This is a genomic window from Ruminiclostridium papyrosolvens DSM 2782 (genome assembly GCF_029318685.1).
GTDB classification, from domain to species: domain Bacteria; phylum Bacillota; class Clostridia; order Acetivibrionales; family DSM-1351; genus Ruminiclostridium; species Ruminiclostridium papyrosolvens.
On the sequence record NZ_CP119677.1, the window covers coordinates 917,646 to 940,816 of the forward strand.

Consider the following 23,171-nt stretch of genomic DNA (forward strand, 5'->3'; position numbering starts at 1 on the left):
AAATGAGTTTAGGAAATGATATAATTGATGCATTAACTACAGTCGTCAAGGAGGATAAATGGATGCAGTACCGCGAATTAGGTAATACCGGGATAAAGATATCAGCTTTGGGATTTGGTGCAATGAGATTACCGCAAACGAATGTAGGCGGTAAAATGGTTTTTGATACCGAAGAGAGTATTAGAATGATACATAAGTCTTTCGAGTTGGGTGTGAACTATATAGACACAGCCCCTTACTATTGTGAAAAACAGAGTGAGGAGATTGTGGGAAAAGCCATAAAAGGCTGGAGAGACAAAGTTTATCTTTCAACCAAAAACCCCATTGAAGACGATTCCGGTGACCATTATAGAGAAAGACTTGAAAATTCGTTAAAGAAACTTGATACTGACTACATAGACTTTTATCACATGTGGGGAATAGACCTTGAGAGCTATGAGAAGAAAATAAATGTAAAAAACGGCCCACTATCAGCTGCATTAAAAGCGAAAGAAGAGGGTTTGATAAAGCACTTATCCTTTTCTTTTCATGACAAGGCTGAAAATATGATAAAGCTAATTGATACCGGATACTTTGAGACAGTGCTATGCCAGTATAATATGCTGGACAGAAGCAATGAAGCCGGCATAGCTCATGCCCGTGAAAAAGGTCTTGGAGTCATGATTATGGGCCCAATTGGGGGAGGAAGACTGGGAGCACCTTCTGAAATAATCAAAAAATTAATACCCGGTGGAGCAAAAAGCAGTGCCGAGCTTGCTATGAGATTCGTAGTTTCTAATCCAAATGTAACATGTGCATTGTCGGGGATGAGCAGCATGGCTATGGTTGAGGAAAATGTACGGGTTGTGTCAAAGGAGGAACAGCTTACAGATGCCGAAATCTTTGCAATTAACGAGGCAATGGAGCAAAATAAAAAACTGTCTGACTTGTACTGTACGGGATGCAATTACTGTATGCCATGTCCAAAGGAAGTTAATATTCCTAAAATATTTGAATATATGAATTATCATCGTGTTTATAAATTGACTGATTATGCAAAGGCAGAATATAAAAGTATCGGGACAAATGAATGGGTTAAAGGGAACAGAGCTGACGCGTGCGTAGATTGCGGTATTTGTGAGCAAAAATGTCCTCAGAAAATACAAATACGCAAGCAGCTAAAAGAGTCACATAAAGCACTGGCTTAGAAATATAAGTATTACTCAGGGTTGGCGGAGAAACTTTCGCTGACCCTTTTTCACAATCAGTCCAATTGAATTATATGATAATACTATTAAAATAGGGCATAACCCGAACAGATATCTTGATTTCACTTCCCAGAAAAAATAAAACCCCAGATAAAATAATATGGTATAAACCAAAAGCTCAGCTTTGAAATCCTTATACCTTATACAGTACCAAAGATAATATGCCACAAGGGCCAGAGTTATCCAGTTGCAGGTGTGTAAATACCAGTCAAGAGCCCCTCTGAATATAGCGTCATCAGGTTCAGCATATTTTATGAGGGGAGTATCATAAAGCTTGAAATTCTCAGGTTTTAGTGTTTGGCTTAAACCGTAAAAATTAACATTGTAGGTGCCTTCTGTCCACGTCCAGAAGGTTTTTTTAGCATATCCTTTCAATGTGTTTTTTATGCCTAGGGTCTGATACTTATCAATTACATCGTGTATAAAATATCTTGAGGCTTTTTTGGGGTCGCACTTGTAGCGTGAAACAAATATAGTTGTATTACGTCCCCCGTCCCAATAGCCCAGCTTACTGTCAGAGGGGAAACCTATGTTAATCCACCTCCATACTGGATTTGCATGAGTACCAACAGGTTCGGCTATAATACCGCTTTTAAAACCTATAAAACTGAATAATCTCAAAGGTAGTGAAAATACCAGTATTGCTAAAATAATTCCTGCAATGACTTTTTTTGAATTTAGTGTACTCCTTAAAAACTTGCTGTTTAGTGTCCAGTAAACCAAAACTGCCAGCAAAAACAACAGAGCAACACTTCTTGTAAAGTTTCCCAGCATAAGAAGTAATGCAGTGTATATCATGTATTTCGTGTGAGAAGTTTTTACAAATTTTACTGAGTTGAGAAGTCCTGCCGTACAAAGAGAAGTACTCATAGTATCGCCGTATGTAAGATTGTTCAAAATAATTGCCGGCAGAAAACATACAGCCATTAATAGTACACCACAGGAAGAATTTCTTTCATCGGGGAAAAGCTCTTTATACAGTTTGTAAGTCAGCCAGGCAGTCAAGGTTGAAAATATTACATTGCAAAACCTCAGAGTAAGTAGGTTATCTGGAAAAAGTAAATAAAGAAAAGAAAAAAGCAATGTAATACCTATGTTGTTGGGATAATATCCAAGATAGTTACCTACTTCCAGAGAAGAAAACTTGCCATGGAGAAATTCCCTTGCAAAGCCTTCTACAATAGCAGCATCTTCATAGGCATTTACTGGAAACAATAAAATATATAAGACCTGTACAGTAAAGTAAATTGATAGGATGGTTAATATAGTTTTTTTCTCATTAAATTGAGTCAATATATGCCCTACACTAAAAAATATAAATAGAAGCAAAAATACAGGTATTGAAAGGACAATTAATATTAATGGCTTTTGAGGTAATATTATTGGAAGAGGATTTGACTTTGCCCTGAGAAGTAGAGTCAACAGCCACAGGAATGAAAAAAACAGCAACAAAAAGGTAAAGACAAGATATCTCATTTTGTCAGCTATCTTTTTCAAGTTCTATCCCTCCAAGTGAATATATGTAAATGATTTTTCCTGCTGTTTTATTATGACCTGTAGAGCTTTTTAAATACGTGTTAAAATTTTGATATATTGAAATCATTGACTTTGCTTACAGCATACTGCTACAATTACAATAAATTCATAAGGACAGTTCGTAACCATCCTGTCTGTAAACAAAACTACGGGCCTGCTATCGTAAGGATAGCTTATTTTGTTTACACATGGGCATATGCCCTTTTTTATGTTTGGAGGATATTTGTATGAGAAAAATTGGAATTACTACTACAGTTCCTGTAGAAATACTGCTTGCAGCTAACTGCAAGGTAATTGATTTGAATAATGTGTTTATATCCGGAGACAGCTATTCAGAGGATATCGAAAGAGCCGAAAGAGACGGCTTTCCCAAAAGCTCCTGTGCATGGATAAAAGGGATTTACGGAGCCTGCCTTCGCTGTGGCATAAGTGAAATTGTGGGAGTTCAGGAGGGGGACTGTTCCAACACGGGAGCACTGCTTGAGGTTCTAAAGACAAGGGGAATAAAAGTGTATCACTTCTCTTATCCTGCATCTCACAACGTTAGTGATATAACCATAGAAATGAATAAATTTATGAAAGCTTTTAATGTCAGTCTAGAGCAGACGGAAGCCGTCAGAACGTCTTTAAGCACCATAAGAAAATACGCCAAAGCTATTGATGAGCTTACCTACATAGACAATAAAGCCACAGGCTTTGAAAATCATATATCACAGGTAACTTTAAGCGATTTTGACGGCAACCCTCAAAAATGTGGACAATTGCTTGAAGCAAAAATAAGTGAAATATCAAAAAGGCAACCGAGAAAACAGTTGTTGAGACTTGGTTATATAGGTGTACCGCCAATGATTTGTGATGTATTTGAGTATGCCGAAAGGTTTAATGCCTGTTTTGTATATAATGAAGTGCAAAGAGAATTTTCCTTTCCAAGGGCAGCACAAGCCAAAGATATATATGAGCAGTATTATGATTATACATATCCCTATGATTTGAACTTCAGACTTTTGGAAATAAAAAAACAGATAAGACAAAGAAGGCTTGACGGTATTATTCATTATACTCAGTCCTTCTGTCACAGAGCCATACAGGATATAGTAATAAAACAGGAGCTTGATATTCCTGTATTCACAATAGAGGGAGACAAGTCCAATTGTCTGGATTCCCGGACAAAACTGAGACTTGAAGCTTTTCTGGATATGCTTGTAGATTTAAGGGGGCTAAAGCAATGAAAATACTTGGAATTGACTTGGGCAGCAGGGAAGTAAAAATAGTTCTCATGGATAAAAATTCAATTATACATAAACAAAAAATAAGTACAATGACTTTTTATAAAAACTACTGTCTATATAAGAATGGAAAACTTGAGGTAGACATAAAAAACCTTGGATTTAGTGAAGACGTGGTTGCAGTATCAACGGGTTATGGAAGAAATAACACGGACATAAGTAAGTTCAGACAAATAACGGAAATAAAGGCTCATGTGTACGGAGCAATTTATCAGACAGACTTGAAGGAATTTATCCTGTTGGATGTAGGCGGACAGGATGTGAAGGTGATAAAGGTTGAAAAAGGTCTTATAACTGATTTGGAGATGAATGACAAGTGTGCTGCCTCCTGTGGAAGATATCTTGAAAATATGTCCATGGTTCTGGAAATTCCGCTTGAAAAATTGACAGAATACTTTGAAGCGCCTGTGGAACTGAACTCTACTTGTTCTGTTTTTTCAGAATCGGAACTAATCGGTAAAATAGCCGAAGGGGTTTCAATGGAGAGATTATGCGCCGGGGTAAATTATTCGCTTTACAGAAAACTTAGACCCTTACTTTTTAAATTTAAAGGAAAAAGGCTGGTAATGTCGGGAGGTGTGGCAAAAAGCAAATCACTTGCTTACTACCTTACAAAGGATTTTGATGAAGTAATAATGCTTAAAGAACCGCAGTTTAACGGTGCAATCGGATGTTGCAGTTATGGTTCGCTTTTTTGATTTTTTTACCTTTTTACAAAAAAAATTTTTGGACACAATATAAAAGAATGAATCTATTTTAATTAGTTCTCTTACCACGGCACAGCAAGCAGGGAGGGATTTATTATTAAAATTATAGGTAGATTTTTGGAGCCGGGTCAGGTAGGCGGTGTAGTTGATTCTCTTAAAAACAGCGGAATCAACAGGCATGATATGATAATCAGCAGTTTCGATGAAGCCAAGTTTAAGAGCATGAATGCTGATGCAATAGATAATCATATAAGTGCCACTGTGAAAACAGAGCAGGATGACCCAGGAAGGTTAAAGTCTTTTTTAGAAAGTTTAAATGAATTGAATCATGACAGCGGGATTGTAGTGTTTGTAAAAGCTGCAAGGCACAAAGCTCAGGAAGTAAAGTCGGTAATGGAACAATCAGGAGCAATAGAAATTAAGATTGATGATGACAAAGACTAAAAATATTGTTAATCAAAAGGGAGGATATTTTATATGAATAAGCCTAAACCGGATGACAGAAGCGATAATGTAAAGAGAATACAAGCAAACATCAATTATACAATTAAGAATATTGAATTAGCTGATGAACTTATTGAAAAAACTGATGACAGTAAAATGGCAAAAACCCTTGAAGAGAAAAATGACAGAAGACGTGACGCACTTGAAGGCTTCAGGGCAGAAATAAGAGATGAAGCCCTAGACCAGAAGCGCAGGGGTAAATAAAAAAGGGGCTGTTGCACAATGAATAAATTTTATTCGCTGTGCAGCAGTCCCCTTTTTGTACCTAAAATAGTAAAATGCGGGTCCCGTAGGGCCCGCAAGTGTTGTATAATTTAATTTGTGAAAAAACTTATCCAACATAAAAATTATACCGGATTTAACGGATACTATCAATTAGTTTTGCCTTTAAATTTGGAGATGTTAATACCTGAAGATGATTCTGTCAGACTGCTAAGCCAAATATTGGAGGGATTGAATTACACAAAGTTGTATAAGGCTTACTCTTCTACGGGAAGAAAACCGGCAGTTGACCCAAAGACTATGTTCAAGATAATAACATATGCAAACTCAAATAACATATACTCAAGCAGAAAAATTGAAACTGCATGTAAAAGAGATATTAATTACATGTGGCTGCTCCAAGGGGAATCAAAGCCTGACCACTCAACTATAGCCAGATTTCGCAAGGATTATCTTCCAGAAGCAATAGAAGACCTATTCTATCAAATGGTTCAGCACCTGCATTCTATAGGAGAAGTCAAATTCGAAAACCTGTTTGTGGATGGTACTAAAATTGAAGCAAATGCAAACCGCTATACCTTTGTATGGAAGAAAGTAGTCAATAAAAACGAAGCAAAGATGTTTGAGAAAATCAAAGCTTGCTTAGTGGATATAAACCAGTCATATTTAACTAACTTTTCAGTATCAAAAGATAGTATACTGGCGGATTTAGAGCAAGTCCTTAAATATTTAAAGGATAAGCAAAAAGAAGACAATATAGAATTCGTTCATGGAATCGGTAAACGTAAAACTCAAGTACAGAAATTCACAGAGCAGCTTAAGGAATTTAAAGAACGTCAGGAAAAATACAATGCTCATAACCGGCTGTTCGAGGGGAGAAACAGTTATTCTAAAACGGATACTGATGCAACATTCATGCACATGAAAGATGATCACATGCGTAACGCTCAGCTAAAACCTGCTTACAATGTACAGATTGGTGTAGAAAGCGAATATGTTACCGGCGTTGGAGTCTTTCAGGATAGGAATGACATTGCTACACTGATCCCGTTTCTAAAAAGTATGGAATCAAACTTAGGAAGGTGTTATGAAAATATAATTGCAGACTCTGGCTATGAGAGCGAAGAAAACTATCTGTACTTGGAAGAAAAGCAACAGCAAAGCTACATAAAACCTCAAACATACAAGATATGGAAGAAGAAAAGTTTCAAGAAAGATATCAGCAAACGTGAAAATATGAAATATGATGAAGATAAAGATGAGTATACGTGCCATAATGGAAAACAATTAAAAATGTCAGGAACAACTCATAGAAAATCTGCAACAGGATATCGTTCCGAGATTAGCATATATGAATGTGAAGATTGTAGTAATTGCCCCTATAAGTCTAAGTGTACAAAAGCCCAAGGAAATCGCAAAATGCAGGTATCTAAAACATTTGTAAAAAAGAGACAAAAATCTTATGAAAACATCTTGACGGAAAAAGGCATTCTTCTAAGAGTAAATCGTTCCATCCAAGTTGAAGGAGCCTTTGGGGTTCTAAAAAGTGACTATAATTTTAAACGATTTTTAACTAGAGGGAGAACCAGTGTCAAAACGGAATTTATGCTGTTGTGTTTTGGCTATAACATAAACAAGCTACACTCCAAAATTCAAAATGACCGATGTGGAAAAGAACTTCATGAAATAAAAGCCTGCTAAAATTCCAACGAAATCTAATAGGCCTATTAAAGTGCGCTCAAATTCAATAAAATCAGGAATATCCTACAGGATAATCAACAATTTAGCAATAATATATATTGGAGCAAAAGAAAGGAGCATCACTGACTACTTTCTAAGTAGTTTTGCGACACTCCCTTTTTTATTTACTTTTTAGTTTCATTTTTAACTGCAATGGTGATTGTTACAGCGAGTCCTCCCCAGAGGAAAATAGCACCAAATAGAAAGAAAGCTATGGACGTAGCAGTCATCTACTTCACCTCCTCAGGATTATAAGAGGTAATACTTCTGTCCTTCCAAGGTCTTTGACACAATATCAAAGATAGAGCAATTCCGATAATTATTACACTCCAACCGAAGGCAATCAGTGCTTTTTGAGAATATCCTCCGTATGGTTTTATTACTTCATTTATGATGTTAGAAACAATCATGAAGGTCAAAATTGATGGAGTTACAAATTTTACCATAACATTCCACCACTTCCCTATAGAAAAATAGGAAATAGGATTGGTATGTTCTCTTATCTTGGAAGCTCCGAACAACCATCCTATAGTAATTGCCTCAAGTAAGCCAACTGTTACGATTCCGTATGAATTAATAAAGTTGTCTATAATATCAAGGAAGTATAGTCCTGCCCCTGTAGAATAAACTATACTTATGGAATACCCAACAAGGCAAACTAAAGAAACAACTTTTTTTCTTCCGGCTCCAGTTTTATCAATCATTGCGGAGGAAGAGGCTTCAACCAGAGATATGGAAGAGGTTATTCCGGCAAAAACAAGACATAGAAAGAATAATATACCAAATAGCTTACCTATACCTCCCATAACCGTAAATACTTTAGGGAAAACTACAAATGCAAGTCCGATACCCTGTGAAGCAACCTTATCTACCCCTACACCCTGAGTAGAAGCCATGTATCCTAATATTCCGAAAACACCGATTGCAGACAAGAATTCAAATCCGCAGTTGGCAAAAGCTGTCATAAATGCACTGTTGTTGATATCTGTCTTTTTTGGAAGATAACTGGAGTAAGTTACCATAATTCCCATTGCAAGGCTTAATGAAAAGAAAACTTGTCCATATGCAGCTATCCAGACTTTTGGCTCAAGTACTTTTGACCAATCCGGTGTAAAAAGTTTGTTCAGTCCAAGACTTGCCCCCGGAAGAGTTACTCCTCTGATAACAATAATTATTATTGCAATTACCAGGGTAGGAAGCAAAATCTTATTTATCTTTTCTATTCCGCTTGCAACTCCTTTAAAACATACAAGCCAGTTTATCAGCCATATAATAGTAATACCCACAAATACAGGCCATACAAAGCCTCCAAGCTTGAAAGGACTATCTGTCATTTTTAAAAAGTTCTTGAAGAAAAATGAATTTGTATCAGAGCCCCAAGCCTGATTAAAACTGAAAAACAGATAATTGACGGCCCAACTAAGTATCAAGGTATAGTATGTTAATATAATAAATGAATTAATGCTAGGCCACCAGCCCAGCCACTCCCATTTTTTGTTTGCTCTGGCAAATGCTAAGGGCGGAGAACCTTTAAATTTGTGTCCTAACCCATATTCCATAATCATTAGCGGTATTCCGGCAGTTAGTATGGCGAAGAAATATGGAATTAGAAAAGCACCTCCGCCGTTGGAATAGAGTACATACGGATATCTCCATATATTGCCCAGCCCCACAGCAGAGCCAACAGCAGCAAGGATAAATCCGGCTTTAGACCCCCACTGATCCCTCTTTTGTGTCATTTTGATACACTCCTTATTAATATATTTTTTCCCTAAATAAATAAAAATGATTATAGTCACTTTTGTCTTCTAACAGTTTACTACCCTAAATATCGTGACTAGATAATAATAGCAAGGATGAAAAAATATTTCAATTAGAAATTAATAATTGCTATTAGGAAATAATTAACAAAATACATTAATTGGAGTATTATTATTTGTTATACAAAAAAATAACTGGAGCTGTTGCAAAAAGGATAGAATTTAATTTTGCGACAACTCCAAGAATCAGTCTTATACTAAACTTATGCTAAAGTTGGTCGGCGAATTTGACTAATTCCATATTAAACTTATCTTTTTCCTCAAAAAACAGACTATGTCCGCTATACTCAAAGGGTACGAGCCTTGAGTTTCTTATTGCCTTGTTCATGGCTTCCGCCAGTGGAAACAGACAAACACGGTCATGTATGCCGTGAAGTATCAGGGTGGGAACCTGAATTTGGGGAAGGTCATTAAAAAGGCTTTCATCACGGAAGGTTTTGGCGCACTCTGCCGTTGCCCAGCTAGCGGCCTCAAAGCCAAGCTGGAAAAACCAGTCGGATAGAGCCTTGGTTACAGGTTTATAAAAAAACATCGGTGCAGTATCCAGAAGCATTTGGGGGCGATTGTCGTATATACTCTGAATTATTTTTGTTATATCTTCTTTAGGAAGACCGTAAGGAAAGTCAGGGCGCATAGTCAGACTTGGTGCAGCTGCAGCGAACAGTGCCAGTTTTGAAACGCCATATCCTTTAAACAGCGACATATAGCGTATAACAGTAGCACCTCCCATTGAGTGGCCTCCCAGAACGAAGTTTCTAAGCTTCAATGCATCAACTACACAACGTACATCTTCAGCCAATCTGTTATAGTCATAACCCCAAAAAGGCTTACTTGAATTGCCGAAGCCTCTCGTATCTATACCAATACATCTGTAGCCCATTTTAGGAAGCACATTGAATTGATACTCAAATGCCCGGTGGCTTAAAGGCCAACCGTGTACAAAAAGAATTGTTTTTTTACCATAAGGATTGATGTCGTTTACATAAATATTTACATCCTGTTCTGTCTTAACAGTGTACTCCATAATTTTTCCTTTCAATAAAGTACAAGAAATTCTATAATATAATATTCAAAATGTATTAATTGAGTGTGTTAAATAAAAATCAGCACTTGAGAACAAAATAACTAATAGAAAATAAATATAAAATTTAACGGAGGAAAATATGAGTCTATTTCTTGGTAAGATACATTACTGGCTTTATAACAAGATTATTTGGTATGAAAAAATCGAGTTGGATATTATTAAATGGGCTCAGGAAGAGGAGCTGCCCATAGGCACATGGGTTCAGGATATAAATGAAAAGTATGGCCCTCCTTTGGGGGCTGAGCCATTGGAGCAGTTGATTGATACCTCAAACATACACGCGTGGCTTCAGGAAAGGATAGAAAGTGCTGAACTAAGGCAGGCAGCTATTATAACTCAGGTATTAAACAGAAATGTTGATTATATGAAGGCTTTGACCGGGATTTACAAAAATCAGGGAAAAGCTGCCGCTGAGGATTATCAAGGAGAAACATCTGTACCGGAGGACGTATTTAACGCATTGAATGACTATATCCTAGAGGGAATGCCTTGTGACCGTGTAAATGAAATATTATCTTCCGATGACAATGAATTTGTATGGAAATCAACAATATGCCTTCATGCTCCATATTGGAAAAAGGTTGAGGGAGATGTGAATATTTTTTATGAACTCAGAGAGACTTGGGTAAAAGCCTTCGTAGAAGAGCTGAACCATGATTTTACTTATGTAAGGTCAGTTGATAATACACACAGTATATCCCGTAAGCAGAAAGGAAGATAATATGGATTGTATTGATTTAATGGTTGATGAACATAAAAATATAAAGCGTATGCTGAAAGTCATTCGTGCATATTGTTACAAGATTTTAAAGGGTGAAGAGGTTAGGTATGAGGATTTTTTCACAATGATTGATTTTGTGAGAAATTATGCAGATGCTCACCACCACGGAAAGGAGGAAAAACTACTTTTTGACAGGATGGAAAAAGAAATGGGGCCGGCTGCACAAAAGCTTGTAAGACATGGTATGCTTGTTGAACATGATCTAGGACGGCTTCATATGCAGGAACTTGAAGCTGCTGTAAAAAGAGTTATGGAAGGTGATGATGAATCAAGGCTTGATATAATTGCCAATGCCGTTTCATATACACACCTGCTTTACAGGCATATTGAAAAAGAAGACGGAGTAGTATACACATTTGCAAGAAACAACCTTGTTAAAGAAACAATGGACAAACTGAACTATGAATGTGAAAAGGCAGAAAACAAAGCGCAGGAACAACATTTACAGGAGAAATACCTCAAAATGATAGAAGAATTTGAGCAAAAGATATTATAAAAAAAACCGGCAATAGCCGGTTTTTTTATTTGAAAACTTTAAATCTTGATTCAATTGGCTGAAATTGCTTTTCATCAGGCGATGCAGTTGGTTTTCCAAAAGGCATTTGGGCAACAAGCCTCCAGTTCAGCGGGATTTTCCATTCAGTTCTGACCGCATCATTTATCAATGGGTTATAATGCTGAAGAGAAACTCCTATGCCCTCAATTTCTAAAGAAGTCCAAACTACATACTGCAACATTCCGCTTGACTGCTCTGACCAAATGGGAAAATTATCCTTGTACGCTGCAAATTGCTGTTGTAGTGATTCGACAACTGAGTTATCCTCAAAAAACAAAACAGTACCATAGCCACTTTTGAAAGAGTTGATTTTTTGCTCTGTTGCTGAAAAGTTTTCAGGCGGCACCACTTTACTGAGGGTATCTTTAGTTATGTCCCATAGCTTATCATGGTTCGCTCCCAATAATAATACAACTCTTGCACTTTGACTGTTAAAGGCTGAAGGCGTGTGGAGAACCGCGTCTTTAATAATCTCCTGAATCCTTTCATCGGAAACAGGAATCTGCTTATCAATTCCATAGTATGTGCGCCTGTCTTTTACTGCTGTATAAAAATTTTTAGACAATATAACTTCCTCCCTTATTATTAAATCTGTTATTAACATATTAATGTGTTTAATTTACCAACATTAACATATCAATAAACATATTTTTTACAATAATAAGGTAACTATCCATAAAAACTGTTTTTATTGTCTTTCAGGATATAATCCTTCAGTTGCAATGCAGAAGGCAGTATTTGAATCTGGTTCCGCACCTCTTAAATCAGGCAGTCCAAACGTAGTACTGCCATTGCCTCCAAACTGAACTCCCAGCAGTGAATATAAGGCAGTATTTGATTGAATGTTTAAAATTGCACCGTTACAAATGGCCCACCCACGAGGGACATAGGAAAACGGAAAGAGTTTTATCATACCCATAATAGGACAATCCATTATAATAACCTCCATAAATAAATTTTCATTTTTAACTTCTTTGGGGATATAAACCTTCTATCGCAATGAAGTAAGCCATAGGACGCGGTGACTTAGACTGATAAGCACTCGCCTTTAGCATATTTGGAACTACAAAAGTTGAATTTGGGACTCCTCCGAATTTATTACCGATTAATGAATATAATGCCTGATTTTGACTTACTGGTAATGTTGCACCATTGCATAATTGCCAACCTAGTGGTTGAAATCCAAGGGCGAAAAGTTGAATCTGACCTAGAAAAGGACAATCCATTATAATAACCTCCCTGAAAATATAACTACTTAATTAGGTGTAGGAAATAAGCCTGTCATAGCAATATAATACGCCATGGGGCGAGATGCTTGATACGCACTGGCTTTTAGCAGATTCGGAACGGCGAAGGTCTGACCGGTTATACCGCCAAATTTGTTTCCTATTAATGCATATAATGCCTGATTCTGTGCAATTGGATACACCGTTCCATCACATAACTTCCAATCCATTGGAGCGAAGCCTAAGGCAAAAAGCTGAATCTGACCTATAAAAGGAAAATCCATAATAATAGCCTCCTGAGCCGCAGAACGGCTAAAATAAATTTTTTTAAAGCTTAAATTTTATTAACAAGCAACCTAACCCTGTGTAGGATAAAAACCTTGTATTGCTATATAAAACTTTGTATTCGGTATAGGCTCTGTGCCTAATAAATTAGGCAGGGCAAAGGTTGTTCTTCCGTCGCCGCCATAAGAATTTCGCAGTAACGAATACAGTGCTTGATTTTGTGCGATGCTTAATAACTGGCCATTGCACAGAAGCCAACCTCGCGGTACAAAGGTAAACGGGAAAAGTTCTATTTCACCTAACATCGTCTCCATATAAACACCTCTCGCTGATTTAGTATATTGTATATTATATATTATCGTGTAAAAATATGTCAATAGAATGTCATAAATAATGACAATTAGAAAAGTTTTGATTGTAATTTGGATTAAGTTACAATATAATAATAGTATCACATAATGTAAAAAAATACAAATTTTAAAATATACAGGGAGGAAGTACATATGGGGAATATCGCATTAGCCGGCCTTGTTTCAGCATCCAGTTATATAGCTCCTTTTGAGGCCAAAAGAGCAGTTGATGGAATAGCAAAGCCTGTCAACAGATGGGTTGGAGAAGTACCTTGTTCACTTAATTTTATACCGGGCAGCTTGTATTGTGTAAATCGGTGGGTTGTAAGTGGCATGGCATCAGTGGGGTGGGACTCTCAGCAATACTATTTGCTGACTTATTCTTTACAGGGTAGCAATAACAATACTTCATGGGTAACCCTTGATACAGTTGATAACACAAATACCAGCACAATAGCGTATAGTTCGGACAGAACCTTTGTCCCTACTGCCGCATATACATATTATAGGGTTCTTGTATCAAAAGGATTAAAATGTAATCCAAATATTGCGTCAATTTCCAATTTTCAATTGTTCTCTGTTGACCCATCAAGCCCATATCTGTCAAAACTGACAATAAACAGCGGTACACTTACACCGACTTTTAATAAAAGTACATTTGCATATACTGCCACAGTTGATTATGGAGTTACCAGTATTGTAGTAACACCTACTGCAGAAACTCCGGCTGCCTACGGACAAAATGCAGTTATAAAGGTAAATGGAGTTCCAACTAATAGTGGAGCAGGAGCAACTGTAAACCTTGCAGTCGGTGCTAATAACATAGCTATTGATGTTACTTCGGCGGTTGGGTATGTTACTCAGAGGTACACACTGATTGTCACCAGACTAAACAGTAATAAACTCACCAGTCTTTCTGTACTTAACGGAACCACAGTACTTCCTATGGCGCCGACTTTTGATAAAAATACTTACGGGTACACGGTAGAAGTTGATAGCACGGTTCAAAGCGTAATGTTAAATGCGACATGTGAAAACCCTGCATCTACCATGACTATAAACGGAGGAGCTGCTGTCAGCGGTACACCATACGGGCCGATTGCATTGCAGGCAACTGGAGATACAACAGTAAATGTCATAGTATCTACAGCAACGATGTCACCGCAGACGTATACGGTAACAATTAAGAGGAAAGAGGATTTGACGTTGACAGCGTTGGTATTGCAAACCACGTCACAGCTTATACTTGATCCAACTTTTAGCCCGCAATCGTTTTATCCGGGGACTACATATAATGCAAGTTGTGCATATACTACTTTTATAGGTGTAAAAGCAACAGCTTCAAACCCATTGGGAGTAACACTCACTGTAAATGGTACTACTTTAACAAGCGGAGTCAGAAAATCTGTAAATGTTACACCGGGTGCAAATGATATTAGCATTACTGTTACATCAAATACAACGGGTAATTTCATTGTATATAAATGTAGTATAAATGTTGCAAAACAATAAGAGTGCCAACAAAAATCACATCTCGATATTATATATTCGGGATGTGATTTTCATGCTATTTAAGGAGGTTAACTATGAAAAGGGTAAGCAGGAGTCTGTTACTAGTATTTTGTATTGCTTTGATTTTTATTTTTGTAAGCTCTCAGGTGGGTGTGGTATATGCGGTGGCACCACAGGATCAGAATTTTGATACAGATAATGTTTCTGGAGATATAGAAGGAACATTACGTATCGGTGATTTGACTTTTGAGTCTAAAAACACAGTTGTTTCCGTAGTAGGCTGCGATGGAGTCAGTGCGGGTTATCCCGCAAATAAGTTAGAAAATATTTTTGAAAAAAAAGCTATAATTAATGACTACTATGGGGATTTAGTAGCCAAAGAATTTAAAATCACTTCAAATCAGGGAACATTCAAGCTAAATTCTTTTTTTGTATTGACACATGATTTAGAGGAGACGCTAGGTACAGCTACAGCTAAAGTTATAGACATTAAGGGCTATCGTGGTTCAGATGTTATAGCTACAGCTACAGGTATTGACTTAACTATAGATGGAGAAAAAACATACGATGGAGGTGTTACATATACGAGGAAATGTACCTTTACAAATGGTACATTTGGTAACGAATATGGAGGAATTCTTCAGTTTAGTGATGACTGGTATAACATAGATACAGTGGTTATATCAACCTCAGATACGAATAAGCCCCTTCGTATTGCTTTAGATTCCCTCGACTTCTCAAACCTGACAGACCTTTCAATAGATAATACAACTGCCAATGAAGGAGAAGATGCAGTTTTTAAGGTAAATTTGACAAAGCCTTATACCCAAGATATAACTGTTAACTACTCAATAATTGTCGGTGATTCTGCAACAGCCAATGCCGACACTGCAACAGCAGATGATTTGGGCACCACTGTACTAAATGATAAAATTACTATTTCTGCAGGGAAGCCTTATGTGGATATAAAAGTACCGATAAAAACTGATACTGACTTTGAAAAAGACGAAGTCTTTAAAGTCACTATTTCGAACCCCAGTGTAGGCGGTATTATAAAAGGAGAGGCTACCTGTACCATAAACGCCAATGGTACTCCTCCAAAAGTTAAATTAAGCATTGATAAAAGCAGTATAAGTGAGAAGGATGGTTCTGCAAAAATAACGGCTACTCTATCAAATAAGACCTATGAAAATGTCACAGTTAATCTTGGCTTTTCAGGTGCAGAACCCGGAACTGATTTTAACGCTCCTGCTTCAATTACCATACCAGCTGGAAAAACCTCTGATTCGGTTGACATAACCCCAGTATATGATGATATCTTTTCAGGTGAAAGTAAAAATGTAACCGTTGACATAAGTGGTGTAACGGGTGACATAAACGGTGCGGATGGAGGAGATAAAGACGACAGCTTTATTCCACCTAAACTTACTATAACGGATAACGAAACCGAGCCAAAAGTAAATTTAAGAATAACACCGGGCTCAATATCAGAAAGCGGTACTAATACAGCAACAGTAACAGCCAAGCTTACAAATAAATCAAGCAAGGACGTAACTGTAAAACTTTCTTATGCAAATGCTGTGAAAGATAAGGATTTTACAGTTTCAAATGATACTATTACAATACAGAGTACCAAGACTGAAGCTTCAGTAGAAATTAAAGGAATACCAAATAGTAAATTCAACAAAGACAAGACTCTTAACATTAGCACCTCCGATGCTGATGTTACAAACGCAATTCTGGGAACCGATAAATCAGTAGATTTAACAATAACCAACGTAGACCCGAAACCCAAGGTAACTATAGCGCCTGTTACACCTGAATTTAATGAAAAGGATTCAGCTAACCAAAAGGCCATTTTTGAAGTTTCATTGTCACAAACAAGCGACGAAGCTGTCACTGTTGACTATGAAACCTCGGACGGGACTGCAAAGAGTAATGAAGACTATACAGGTAAATCAGGACAGTTAACCATACCCAAAGGCGAAACAAGCGGCAGAATTGAAGTAGATATAATAAATGACACCATGGATGAATATGACGAAGATTTTTCACTTACCCTAAAAAATCCTATAGGTGCAGATTTGGGTGCTTCACCTTCTGCAACATGTACTATACAAGACGATGATGCTGCTCCCGACTTACTTGTAACCAATCCGGAGGTAGAAGAAAGTGATTCCAGCAATACTACCAAGCTTGTATTTGAAGTAAAACTTTCAGCAAAAAGCGGAAAAACCGTAACGGTAACTTACTCAACTGCTGACGGAACTGAAATTCAAGATAAAAAACCCGCTACGCAAGGAGAAGACTATACCGCTATTACTGGTATAACTCTGAATATTGCTCCGGGTGACACAAGCCCACATCAAATTGAAGTGACTGTTTTAGGAGACGATTTACAGGAGCCGGATGAGACAGTTACATTGATTTTGACAGCTGACAATGCGAACGGTTGTACTGCAACAGGTACAATTAAGGATAACGATAAACCAACAATCTCTATAAGCGATGCCACTGTTACAGAAGGAGCCGCTCCAAAGATAGAATTTAAGGTGTCACTAAGCAAGCCATGCTCTGAAGGCGTAAGTGTTGAGTTCAGAACAAAAGACGGTACTGCTTTAAAGGGACAGGATTATGTACAAAAGGAAGATAGTGTTACTTTTGATAAAGGTGAATACGGGGATAAGATTATAGACATTGACATAAAAGACGATGAAATATATGAGGGAACCGAATCCGAATTCTTTAATGTTGAACTGTTTGGTTTAACAAATACATCTGTAAAAATGGATAAAGCCACAGGAAAAGGAACTATAAATGACAATGAATCCAAGCCTTTAATATCAGTTGAAAATATTGCCGTAGAAGAAGGTGATTCAGATAAGACTACCGCTTCCTTTACAGTATCTCTTTCAACAGCCAGTGCAAGTGAGGTATCTGTAGATTATGCTACATCAGATGTAAATGCGAAAGCAGGAAGAGACTATACAGCTGCAACAGGCACCCTAAAAATACCTGCCGGACAAAAAAGCGGAATAATCAATGTAGATGTGTTAGGAGACAAAGTGTATGAAGATGACGAAACCTTTAAAATAATTCTTTCTAATTCACAAGGTGCAGATATAGACGCTTCAAAAGGAACTGCAATATGCACAATTAAGGACAACGATCCCATACCTGCCTTGAAATTTGAAGGTGAGGTACCTGTAGAGGTATCTGTAAAAGAAGGAGATTCAGGAACTACACAGCAGGAGTTGAAAGTAGAGCTTGATGCGGCGCGCGAAAAAGAAGTTGTTATTGATTACGTAACAGAAGACGGAACAGCAACAACTGCTGATAACGACTACATTCCGTTGTCCGATAAGTTGAAATTTGCTCCGGGTGAAACAACCAAGAAAATAACAGTAAGTGTCGTAGGAGATAAAACAGGAGAGCCTGACGAAAGCTTCTATGTCACTTTGAAAACCAAAACCGGAGATATTAAAGCTGAGGTAATTATTAAAGACGACGATAAGGCTTCTATTAAGATGGTGGAAAATGAAGGCAATACTGAGATTGCAAACGGTGGTACTGTTAAATTTAAAGATACAAAGGCAGGGGAGAAAAACGAGTTGGCGTTCACAATTTCAAATACCGGTAACAGTGAACTTGACTTGGAAAAACCTTATATAACCATAAACGGTGATAAATCGGATTTTTCGGTTAAATCAGAGCCGGTTAGTCCTATTGACGGAAAAGATTCAACCACCTTCAGCATACAATTTAACCCGTCTTCTTCTGGAACAAAAACAGCTGAAATAACCATAGCGGGCAAAGATGCAGAAAACAGTCCGTTTACGTTTAAGGTTTCAGGAACTGTACCAAGTAGCCAGACAGACAGCCCTTCCGGCGGAGGTACAACACCTGAACCCAAAAAAGAAACAATAGACATAAATGTAGGAGATCAATCTCTTAAAAATATAGCTGTTGATGTAAAAAATGAAAACAATACTAAAACTACCACGGTAAATCTGGATGAAACAGAAGTACAAAAAACCCTTAATGAAATGGAAAAAACTAAGCCTGACAAGGAAAAGAAGGTAGTAATTCCTGTTACTAATAATTCAGATAAAGTAGTGGGAGAGTTAAAGGCCAGTACATTAAAGGCTATGGCAGATATGGACACCATACTTGAGGTTAAAACGGAAACTGCATCCTATACCTTGCCTGCCAACGATATCAATATAGATGAAGTCGTGAAAAAATTGGGCGGCAACCCCGAACTTAAAGACATTTTGGTTAAGGTCACAGTTACTAAAGCTACTGGAGATAAATCGGATAAAATAAATGCTGCGGCAGCTCAAAAAGGCTTTGAAGTTAAGGGCAAACCTGTTGAGTTTGAAATATCATTTACAAATGCAGGCAGAGAAGTTACAGTTTCTTCTTTTAACAAGTACGTTGCAAGGACTGTAGCAATACCTGCGGGAATGGACCCAAATAAAATAACAACAGGTGTTGTGTATAATACTGACGGTTCCTTCTCTCATGTACCAACAGCTGTTACTGTAATCGACAAAACTTACTACGCACAGATAAACAGTCTTACTAACAGCACATATGCACTCATATATAATCCGCTGACGTTCAAGGATGTTGAAAAACACTGGTCAAAGGATTACGTAAATGATGCAGGTTCAAGACTTATAGTCAGCGGGACAGGAAATGGAAACTTTACTCCTGACAAAGCAGTTACAAGGGCTGAATTTGCAGTAATGATAGTAAAGGCATTGGGGCTGAAGGGTTCCCAGTTTGCTGATAACTTCTCTGATGTGGGCAAGGATAATCCATATTACTCATATATCTATACTGCATACAAATATGGAATTATTACAGGCTATACTAACGGTAAATTCGGGCCAAATGATTTGATTACAAGAGAACAGTCTATGACAATGATTTCAAAAGCCATGAAAATTGCCGGAATTAATACTCAACTTATAGATACTGATAATCTTAACAAATACTTTGCTGATTCCGGAAATATCTCAAAATGGGCAAGAGAGGGAGCGGCTATCAGTGTAAACGGTGGATTGTTTGTAGGAAACAAGGGAATGCTTAATCCAAAAAATAATGTTACAAGAGCTGAAAGTGCTACAGTAATTATAAAGCTTCTCAAGAATGCACATTTAATATAGGACACTTACTAAAAAAAGGGCATCTGCAAAACCCATTGTTTTGCAGATGCCCTTTAATGTTGAAAAATATTTCATTTAGTTTTATGTATTAAGAATTTACAGTCACAGGTTGACTCAAAAATGATATTCTGTTTCCTGCTTCATCTATCTGTGCAACATAGAAATTATAACTGCCGATTAATGTATACACTGTTGCAGTTGTACTTGTGGTTTCTATACATTTTTCCGGTAATTCGGTTGAGTCGGCAGCCACTTTATATATTGCATACCTTGCACCCGAGGTACCCTCCCAGGAGAAGTTTATCTGTAAGCCTGAGCGGTTTGTAATATGAAAGTTTGACGGAGCAGGGTATTCAGTATTAACAAGAACAGAATTGCTAAGGAAAGATGATATTTCTCCATTCTCGTCAATCTGTGCTACATAATAATTGTAGTTTCCGTATATTGTACTCAAGGATACTGTTGTGCTTGTGGTTTCAGCGCATTTTTCAAGGGGAGCAGTTGAACCTTGGGCTTGTCTGTATATGGCGTATTTTGTACCGGAGGTACCAGTCCAACCGAAGCCTATAATAAGACCAGAGCGGTTTGTAATATGAAAGTTTTGAGGAGCAGGATATTGAGTACTTACAGTAACTAATAGGCTTGAAGTAGAAACAATATTTCCATTTTCGTCAATCTGAGCTACATAATAATCATAGTTTCCGTATAAGGCAGTTACTGATACTGTGGTATTTGTGGTCTCGGCACATTTTTCAAAGAGAGTTTCTGAACCTTGCAGCTTTCTGAATACACCATATCTTGTACCAATAGTACCCTCCCAACCAAAGCCTACCTCCAGACCTGTTCTGTTTGTAATATGGAAATTTTGGGGAGCGGCGAAGGGAAGTGTATAAGTAAGAGGACTGCTAAATTCTGAAACTCTGTTTCCGTTTGCATCTATTGCTGCAATAAAATAATCATAACTTCCCGGTATTGCCTGAACGGACTCTTTGGTGTTAGTAGTTTCAAGAATTTTTACAGGTTCGGCTGTAGAGTTTTTTTCTCTTCTATATATTCCGTAATGTGAACCTGATAGAGGAAGCCATGTTAATGACAATGATGGCCCTGATGCATAAACTATTCTCAAGTCAAGACCAACAGCACCTAAAGCCTTCCTTACAGAATTAACTTCAGCACTGTCCGCTCCATATAATGCTTCTGAGGACTCAACAAGGGCTGCCGCAAATTGAGAGAATTTCATGTCATAAACCATATTTCCGTCATTAATGGCATGATAGAATATTTCTGCAAGTTTTTCCATTCCAATTGGATTTACGGTAACATTTTTAAAAGTTCCGCCCATTGCCATAAGACTTGCGGCTTTTGTAATAACACCACCGCCTTCGTGTGGTTTGGGATATTTGAGAGAACGGTCATTTTCACATTCTAAAATGCGTCTGTTATATTCATTATAAGTATCAATTACGGGATTAGCACAATCCCTGAGAATAGTTCCGGTATCTTCTGCTATTGTCCAATCAGGTGTTCCTTCACTTGGAAGAAAGTATTCACATATTGTACCAAACACGTCAGATATACCCTCGTGTAAGGACAAGCGCTCTGTTAAAGGAGGATTAAATTCGAAGTGACCGTCACTGGAATCTCCTAAGCCTTCCGATTTAAGTATTCCATGAGTAAATTCATGTGCCATGGCATCTACCGCGAAGGCAACGGATTTACCTGCCAAACCTTTACCTGCACCGATTCTTACCTCATTTGTGTCTGCAAAGGCATTAAAGACGTTACCGCTGTCTTTTATAATTTCAATGGTATACTCTGAGCCGTTGTCATCGTTTCCATTACGGTAAAAAGGAGCACCTTTAAAGAAATTAATAACATTTGTCATATTATAATGAGCATCTACGGCATCTTTTTGAAAGTTTAATCCGGTGTCCGTGTCAAAATTATTATCATTTTCACTATATATTCCGTCTAATTCGTGGATAGTTTTTAGATTTTCAACGGTGTTTTTAAGATAGTATACATCATTATCCTTTACCATTTTTAATGGCTGCTTTACCGCTCCGGATTGCCCTATACCGGAACCTACTGCCGGCTCTTCAAGACTTAATTCCTGATTGTTTTTTCCAAATACCGACAGATTACTTGCATAAAGATAATATATATAACTCTTAAATGCAGGATTTTTGAATTTGATACTTACTTTGTATATGTAGTTATATTTTCCATAAACAGGATATAGAAGCAACTGGCTTTTAGGGCTCTCAGTGTATACCGGCTTAAATCCCAAATCTCTCTCGATTGCAGAGAGGATTGAGTCTTGGGACATTTCAGCGGGTTTAACAGCTAAGGAAACTCTATCTGCTATATCATATACATAGCTTCCAACAATATATACAATAACACCGTCAGAATTGATAAAATAGTTTCTGTCACTGTTTTGAACAGGTACGCCGTTATAGGTTTGAACTGTTTTTACTACCGTTCTGTTAAGGGAATTTACAAACTGCTCAGTAACCTTAAACTGTATTGCCGGCAATTGATATTTTTGAGCTTCTTGAAGAATATATTGCTCAACTATTTGCTTTGGCGTTTTGTCAGACGCTGCCGTTAGGTTTCCTGATATAAACGAAGGAATAACTTCTTGAGCTTGAATTGCTTCGGATTTTACATTATTGCCGGTGTTTTCAGTATTAGCATAAACCCATGGAAAACTACTGGTAACAAGTGAAACAGATAGCAAAACAGCACTTAAAATTTTTTTTGCTGATTTCATTTAATTCTCCTTTTACAATTCATAAATTTCTATCTGCCTGTCGTCACAGACAAATAACATTTTATCTTGCAAGATTGAAAACAATAATATCACTGTTTACTGTTTGTGTCAAAAAAACAATTATTTACCATGGAATAAATTTAATTTGCTATTTGTACAGATTAGGTATATACTTACAGAGTAGTTGAAAGAAGGTGGTAAATTGAATAAGGAAACATTTTTGGTAACACCGAGTGTTATCGAGGAATGCCTGGGTGAGTCCTTTGATGCTTCTGAAAAGAAACATCCTGAGAAGGTCAAAACCCAAAAAACGTTGAAATAGCCTATTGCAAGAGGCTTTTTTTATTTTCCAAAAATAAAAATGA

20 protein-coding genes are annotated in these 23,171 nt (G+C 37.3%); 10 read left to right on the forward strand and 10 right to left on the reverse strand.

Translation table 11 applies throughout. The features are described 5' to 3' along the window. Window positions 1-2 precede the first annotated feature (2 nt). Window positions 3-1,187: an aldo/keto reductase gene (locus P0092_RS04165; RefSeq protein ID WP_004618641.1), complete on the forward strand. Its 1,185-nt coding sequence runs from the start codon at window positions 3-5 to the stop codon at window positions 1,185-1,187. 15 nt (window positions 1,188-1,202) lie between these two features. Here the strand turns inward: P0092_RS04165 and P0092_RS04170 are convergent, their stop codons facing one another. Then, on the reverse strand, window positions 1,203-2,744 hold the full coding sequence (locus P0092_RS04170; RefSeq protein WP_004618639.1) for a glycosyltransferase family 39 protein: 1,542 nt from the start codon (window positions 2,742-2,744) through the stop codon (window positions 1,203-1,205). A gap of 266 nt (window positions 2,745-3,010) precedes the next feature. Between P0092_RS04170 and P0092_RS04175 the strand changes: the two genes are divergently transcribed. The 5 genes from P0092_RS04175 (at window position 3,011) to P0092_RS04195 (ending at window position 7,203) form a co-directional block, all read left to right on the forward strand. Further along, window positions 3,011-4,012 (forward strand): 2-hydroxyacyl-CoA dehydratase family protein, encoded by a 1,002-nt coding sequence (locus P0092_RS04175; protein WP_004618637.1) that lies wholly within the window; start codon window positions 3,011-3,013, stop codon window positions 4,010-4,012. Continuing rightward, window positions 4,009-4,767 carry an acyl-CoA dehydratase activase gene (locus P0092_RS04180; RefSeq protein ID WP_004618635.1) on the forward strand — a complete coding sequence of 253 codons (759 nt, stop codon included), beginning with the start codon at window positions 4,009-4,011 and terminating at the stop codon, window positions 4,765-4,767. Before P0092_RS04175 ends, P0092_RS04180 begins: the two co-directional genes overlap by 4 nt. Before the next feature lie 126 nt (window positions 4,768-4,893). Continuing rightward, window positions 4,894-5,220, forward strand: coding sequence for a hypothetical protein (locus tag P0092_RS04185; protein WP_004618633.1), 327 nt, complete (start codon window positions 4,894-4,896; stop codon window positions 5,218-5,220). A 33-nt stretch (window positions 5,221-5,253) separates the two neighbouring features. Then, window positions 5,254-5,484, forward strand: coding sequence for a small acid-soluble spore protein Tlp (gene tlp / locus P0092_RS04190; protein WP_004618630.1), 231 nt, complete (start codon window positions 5,254-5,256; stop codon window positions 5,482-5,484). 129 nt (window positions 5,485-5,613) lie between these two features. Continuing rightward, a complete protein-coding gene (locus P0092_RS04195) occupies window positions 5,614-7,203 on the forward strand; it encodes an IS1182 family transposase (protein ID WP_117407395.1) in 1,590 nt (529 codons plus the stop codon). Window positions 7,204-7,367: 164 nt separating this feature from the next. On the opposite strand, the gene P0092_RS04200 is transcribed toward P0092_RS04195, so the two are convergent. The 3 genes from P0092_RS04200 to P0092_RS04210 form a co-directional block, all read right to left on the reverse strand. Continuing rightward, window positions 7,368-7,472 (reverse strand): MetS family NSS transporter small subunit, encoded by a 105-nt coding sequence (locus tag P0092_RS04200; protein ID WP_004621141.1) that lies wholly within the window; start codon window positions 7,470-7,472, stop codon window positions 7,368-7,370. Continuing rightward, on the reverse strand, window positions 7,473-8,981 hold the full coding sequence (locus tag P0092_RS04205) for a sodium-dependent transporter (RefSeq protein ID WP_004621142.1): 1,509 nt from the start codon (window positions 8,979-8,981) through the stop codon (window positions 7,473-7,475). It lies immediately after the preceding gene. A gap of 289 nt (window positions 8,982-9,270) precedes the next feature. After that, on the reverse strand, window positions 9,271-10,086 hold the full coding sequence (locus tag P0092_RS04210; protein ID WP_004621144.1) for an alpha/beta fold hydrolase: 816 nt from the start codon (window positions 10,084-10,086) through the stop codon (window positions 9,271-9,273). A 139-nt stretch (window positions 10,087-10,225) separates the two neighbouring features. Here P0092_RS04210 and P0092_RS04215 point away from each other — a divergent pair, with 139 nt between their 5' ends. Then, window positions 10,226-10,867 carry a hypothetical protein gene (locus P0092_RS04215; RefSeq protein ID WP_004621147.1) on the forward strand — a complete coding sequence of 214 codons (642 nt, stop codon included), beginning with the start codon at window positions 10,226-10,228 and terminating at the stop codon, window positions 10,865-10,867. Window position 10,868: 1 nt separating this feature from the next. After that, complete coding sequence (locus P0092_RS04220; protein ID WP_004621149.1) at window positions 10,869-11,423, forward strand: hemerythrin domain-containing protein; 555 nt, start codon at window positions 10,869-10,871, stop codon at window positions 11,421-11,423. A 25-nt stretch (window positions 11,424-11,448) separates the two neighbouring features. Here the strand turns inward: P0092_RS04220 and P0092_RS04225 are convergent, their stop codons facing one another. The 5 genes from P0092_RS04225 to P0092_RS04245 all read right to left on the reverse strand — a co-directional run bounded on the left by P0092_RS04225 (window position 11,449) and on the right by P0092_RS04245 (window position 13,308). Continuing rightward, window positions 11,449-12,048, reverse strand: coding sequence for a nitroreductase family protein (locus tag P0092_RS04225; protein WP_004621151.1), 600 nt, complete (start codon window positions 12,046-12,048; stop codon window positions 11,449-11,451). Window positions 12,049-12,171: 123 nt separating this feature from the next. Next, window positions 12,172-12,417 carry a phage tail protein gene (locus tag P0092_RS04230; protein ID WP_004621153.1) on the reverse strand — a complete coding sequence of 82 codons (246 nt, stop codon included), beginning with the start codon at window positions 12,415-12,417 and terminating at the stop codon, window positions 12,172-12,174. 31 nt (window positions 12,418-12,448) lie between these two features. After that, a complete protein-coding gene (locus P0092_RS04235) occupies window positions 12,449-12,709 on the reverse strand; it encodes a phage tail protein (protein WP_004621155.1) in 261 nt (86 codons plus the stop codon). Window positions 12,710-12,738: 29 nt separating this feature from the next. Next, complete coding sequence (locus P0092_RS04240) at window positions 12,739-12,993, reverse strand: phage tail protein (RefSeq protein ID WP_004621157.1); 255 nt, start codon at window positions 12,991-12,993, stop codon at window positions 12,739-12,741. A 72-nt stretch (window positions 12,994-13,065) separates the two neighbouring features. Beyond that, window positions 13,066-13,308 (reverse strand): phage tail protein, encoded by a 243-nt coding sequence (locus P0092_RS04245; protein WP_004621159.1) that lies wholly within the window; start codon window positions 13,306-13,308, stop codon window positions 13,066-13,068. Window positions 13,309-13,497: 189 nt separating this feature from the next. Between P0092_RS04245 and P0092_RS04250 the strand changes: the two genes are divergently transcribed. Together P0092_RS04250 and P0092_RS04255 are read left to right on the forward strand one after the other, a co-directional pair. Further along, on the forward strand, window positions 13,498-14,856 hold the full coding sequence (locus P0092_RS04250) for a cadherin-like beta sandwich domain-containing protein (protein WP_004621161.1): 1,359 nt from the start codon (window positions 13,498-13,500) through the stop codon (window positions 14,854-14,856). Between the two features lie 74 nt (window positions 14,857-14,930). Continuing rightward, complete coding sequence (locus tag P0092_RS04255; protein ID WP_004621162.1) at window positions 14,931-20,030, forward strand: Calx-beta domain-containing protein; 5,100 nt, start codon at window positions 14,931-14,933, stop codon at window positions 20,028-20,030. Between the two features lie 88 nt (window positions 20,031-20,118). On the opposite strand, the gene P0092_RS04260 is transcribed toward P0092_RS04255, so the two are convergent. Then, window positions 20,119-22,806: a M4 family metallopeptidase gene (locus P0092_RS04260; RefSeq protein ID WP_004621164.1), complete on the reverse strand. Its 2,688-nt coding sequence runs from the start codon at window positions 22,804-22,806 to the stop codon at window positions 20,119-20,121. Window positions 22,807-23,171 lie beyond the last annotated feature (365 nt).

What these genes read in the sequence shown, in the direction of transcription:
- P0092_RS04165 (WP_004618641.1), top strand. Translation starts at nt 3, where the DNA reads ATGAGTTTAGGAAATGATATAATTGATGCATTAACTACAGTCGTCAAG.
- P0092_RS04175 (WP_004618637.1), top strand. Translation starts at nt 3,011, where the DNA reads ATGAGAAAAATTGGAATTACTACTACAGTTCCTGTAGAAATACTGCTT.
- P0092_RS04180 (WP_004618635.1), top strand. Translation starts at nt 4,009, where the DNA reads ATGAAAATACTTGGAATTGACTTGGGCAGCAGGGAAGTAAAAATAGTT.
- tlp (WP_004618630.1), top strand. Translation starts at nt 5,254, where the DNA reads ATGAATAAGCCTAAACCGGATGACAGAAGCGATAATGTAAAGAGAATA.
- P0092_RS04200 (WP_004621141.1), bottom strand. Translation starts at nt 7,472, where the DNA reads ATGACTGCTACGTCCATAGCTTTCTTTCTATTTGGTGCTATTTTCCTC.
- P0092_RS04205 (WP_004621142.1), bottom strand. Translation starts at nt 8,981, where the DNA reads ATGACACAAAAGAGGGATCAGTGGGGGTCTAAAGCCGGATTTATCCTT.
- P0092_RS04210 (WP_004621144.1), bottom strand. Translation starts at nt 10,086, where the DNA reads ATGGAGTACACTGTTAAGACAGAACAGGATGTAAATATTTATGTAAAC.
- P0092_RS04215 (WP_004621147.1), top strand. Translation starts at nt 10,226, where the DNA reads ATGAGTCTATTTCTTGGTAAGATACATTACTGGCTTTATAACAAGATT.
- P0092_RS04220 (WP_004621149.1), top strand. Translation starts at nt 10,869, where the DNA reads ATGGATTGTATTGATTTAATGGTTGATGAACATAAAAATATAAAGCGT.
- P0092_RS04230 (WP_004621153.1), bottom strand. Translation starts at nt 12,417, where the DNA reads ATGGATTGTCCTATTATGGGTATGATAAAACTCTTTCCGTTTTCCTAT.
- P0092_RS04235 (WP_004621155.1), bottom strand. Translation starts at nt 12,709, where the DNA reads ATGGATTGTCCTTTTCTAGGTCAGATTCAACTTTTCGCCCTTGGATTT.
- P0092_RS04240 (WP_004621157.1), bottom strand. Translation starts at nt 12,993, where the DNA reads ATGGATTTTCCTTTTATAGGTCAGATTCAGCTTTTTGCCTTAGGCTTC.
- P0092_RS04245 (WP_004621159.1), bottom strand. Translation starts at nt 13,308, where the DNA reads ATGGAGACGATGTTAGGTGAAATAGAACTTTTCCCGTTTACCTTTGTA.
- P0092_RS04250 (WP_004621161.1), top strand. Translation starts at nt 13,498, where the DNA reads ATGGGGAATATCGCATTAGCCGGCCTTGTTTCAGCATCCAGTTATATA.
- P0092_RS04255 (WP_004621162.1), top strand. Translation starts at nt 14,931, where the DNA reads ATGAAAAGGGTAAGCAGGAGTCTGTTACTAGTATTTTGTATTGCTTTG.
- P0092_RS04260 (WP_004621164.1), bottom strand. Translation starts at nt 22,806, where the DNA reads ATGAAATCAGCAAAAAAAATTTTAAGTGCTGTTTTGCTATCTGTTTCA.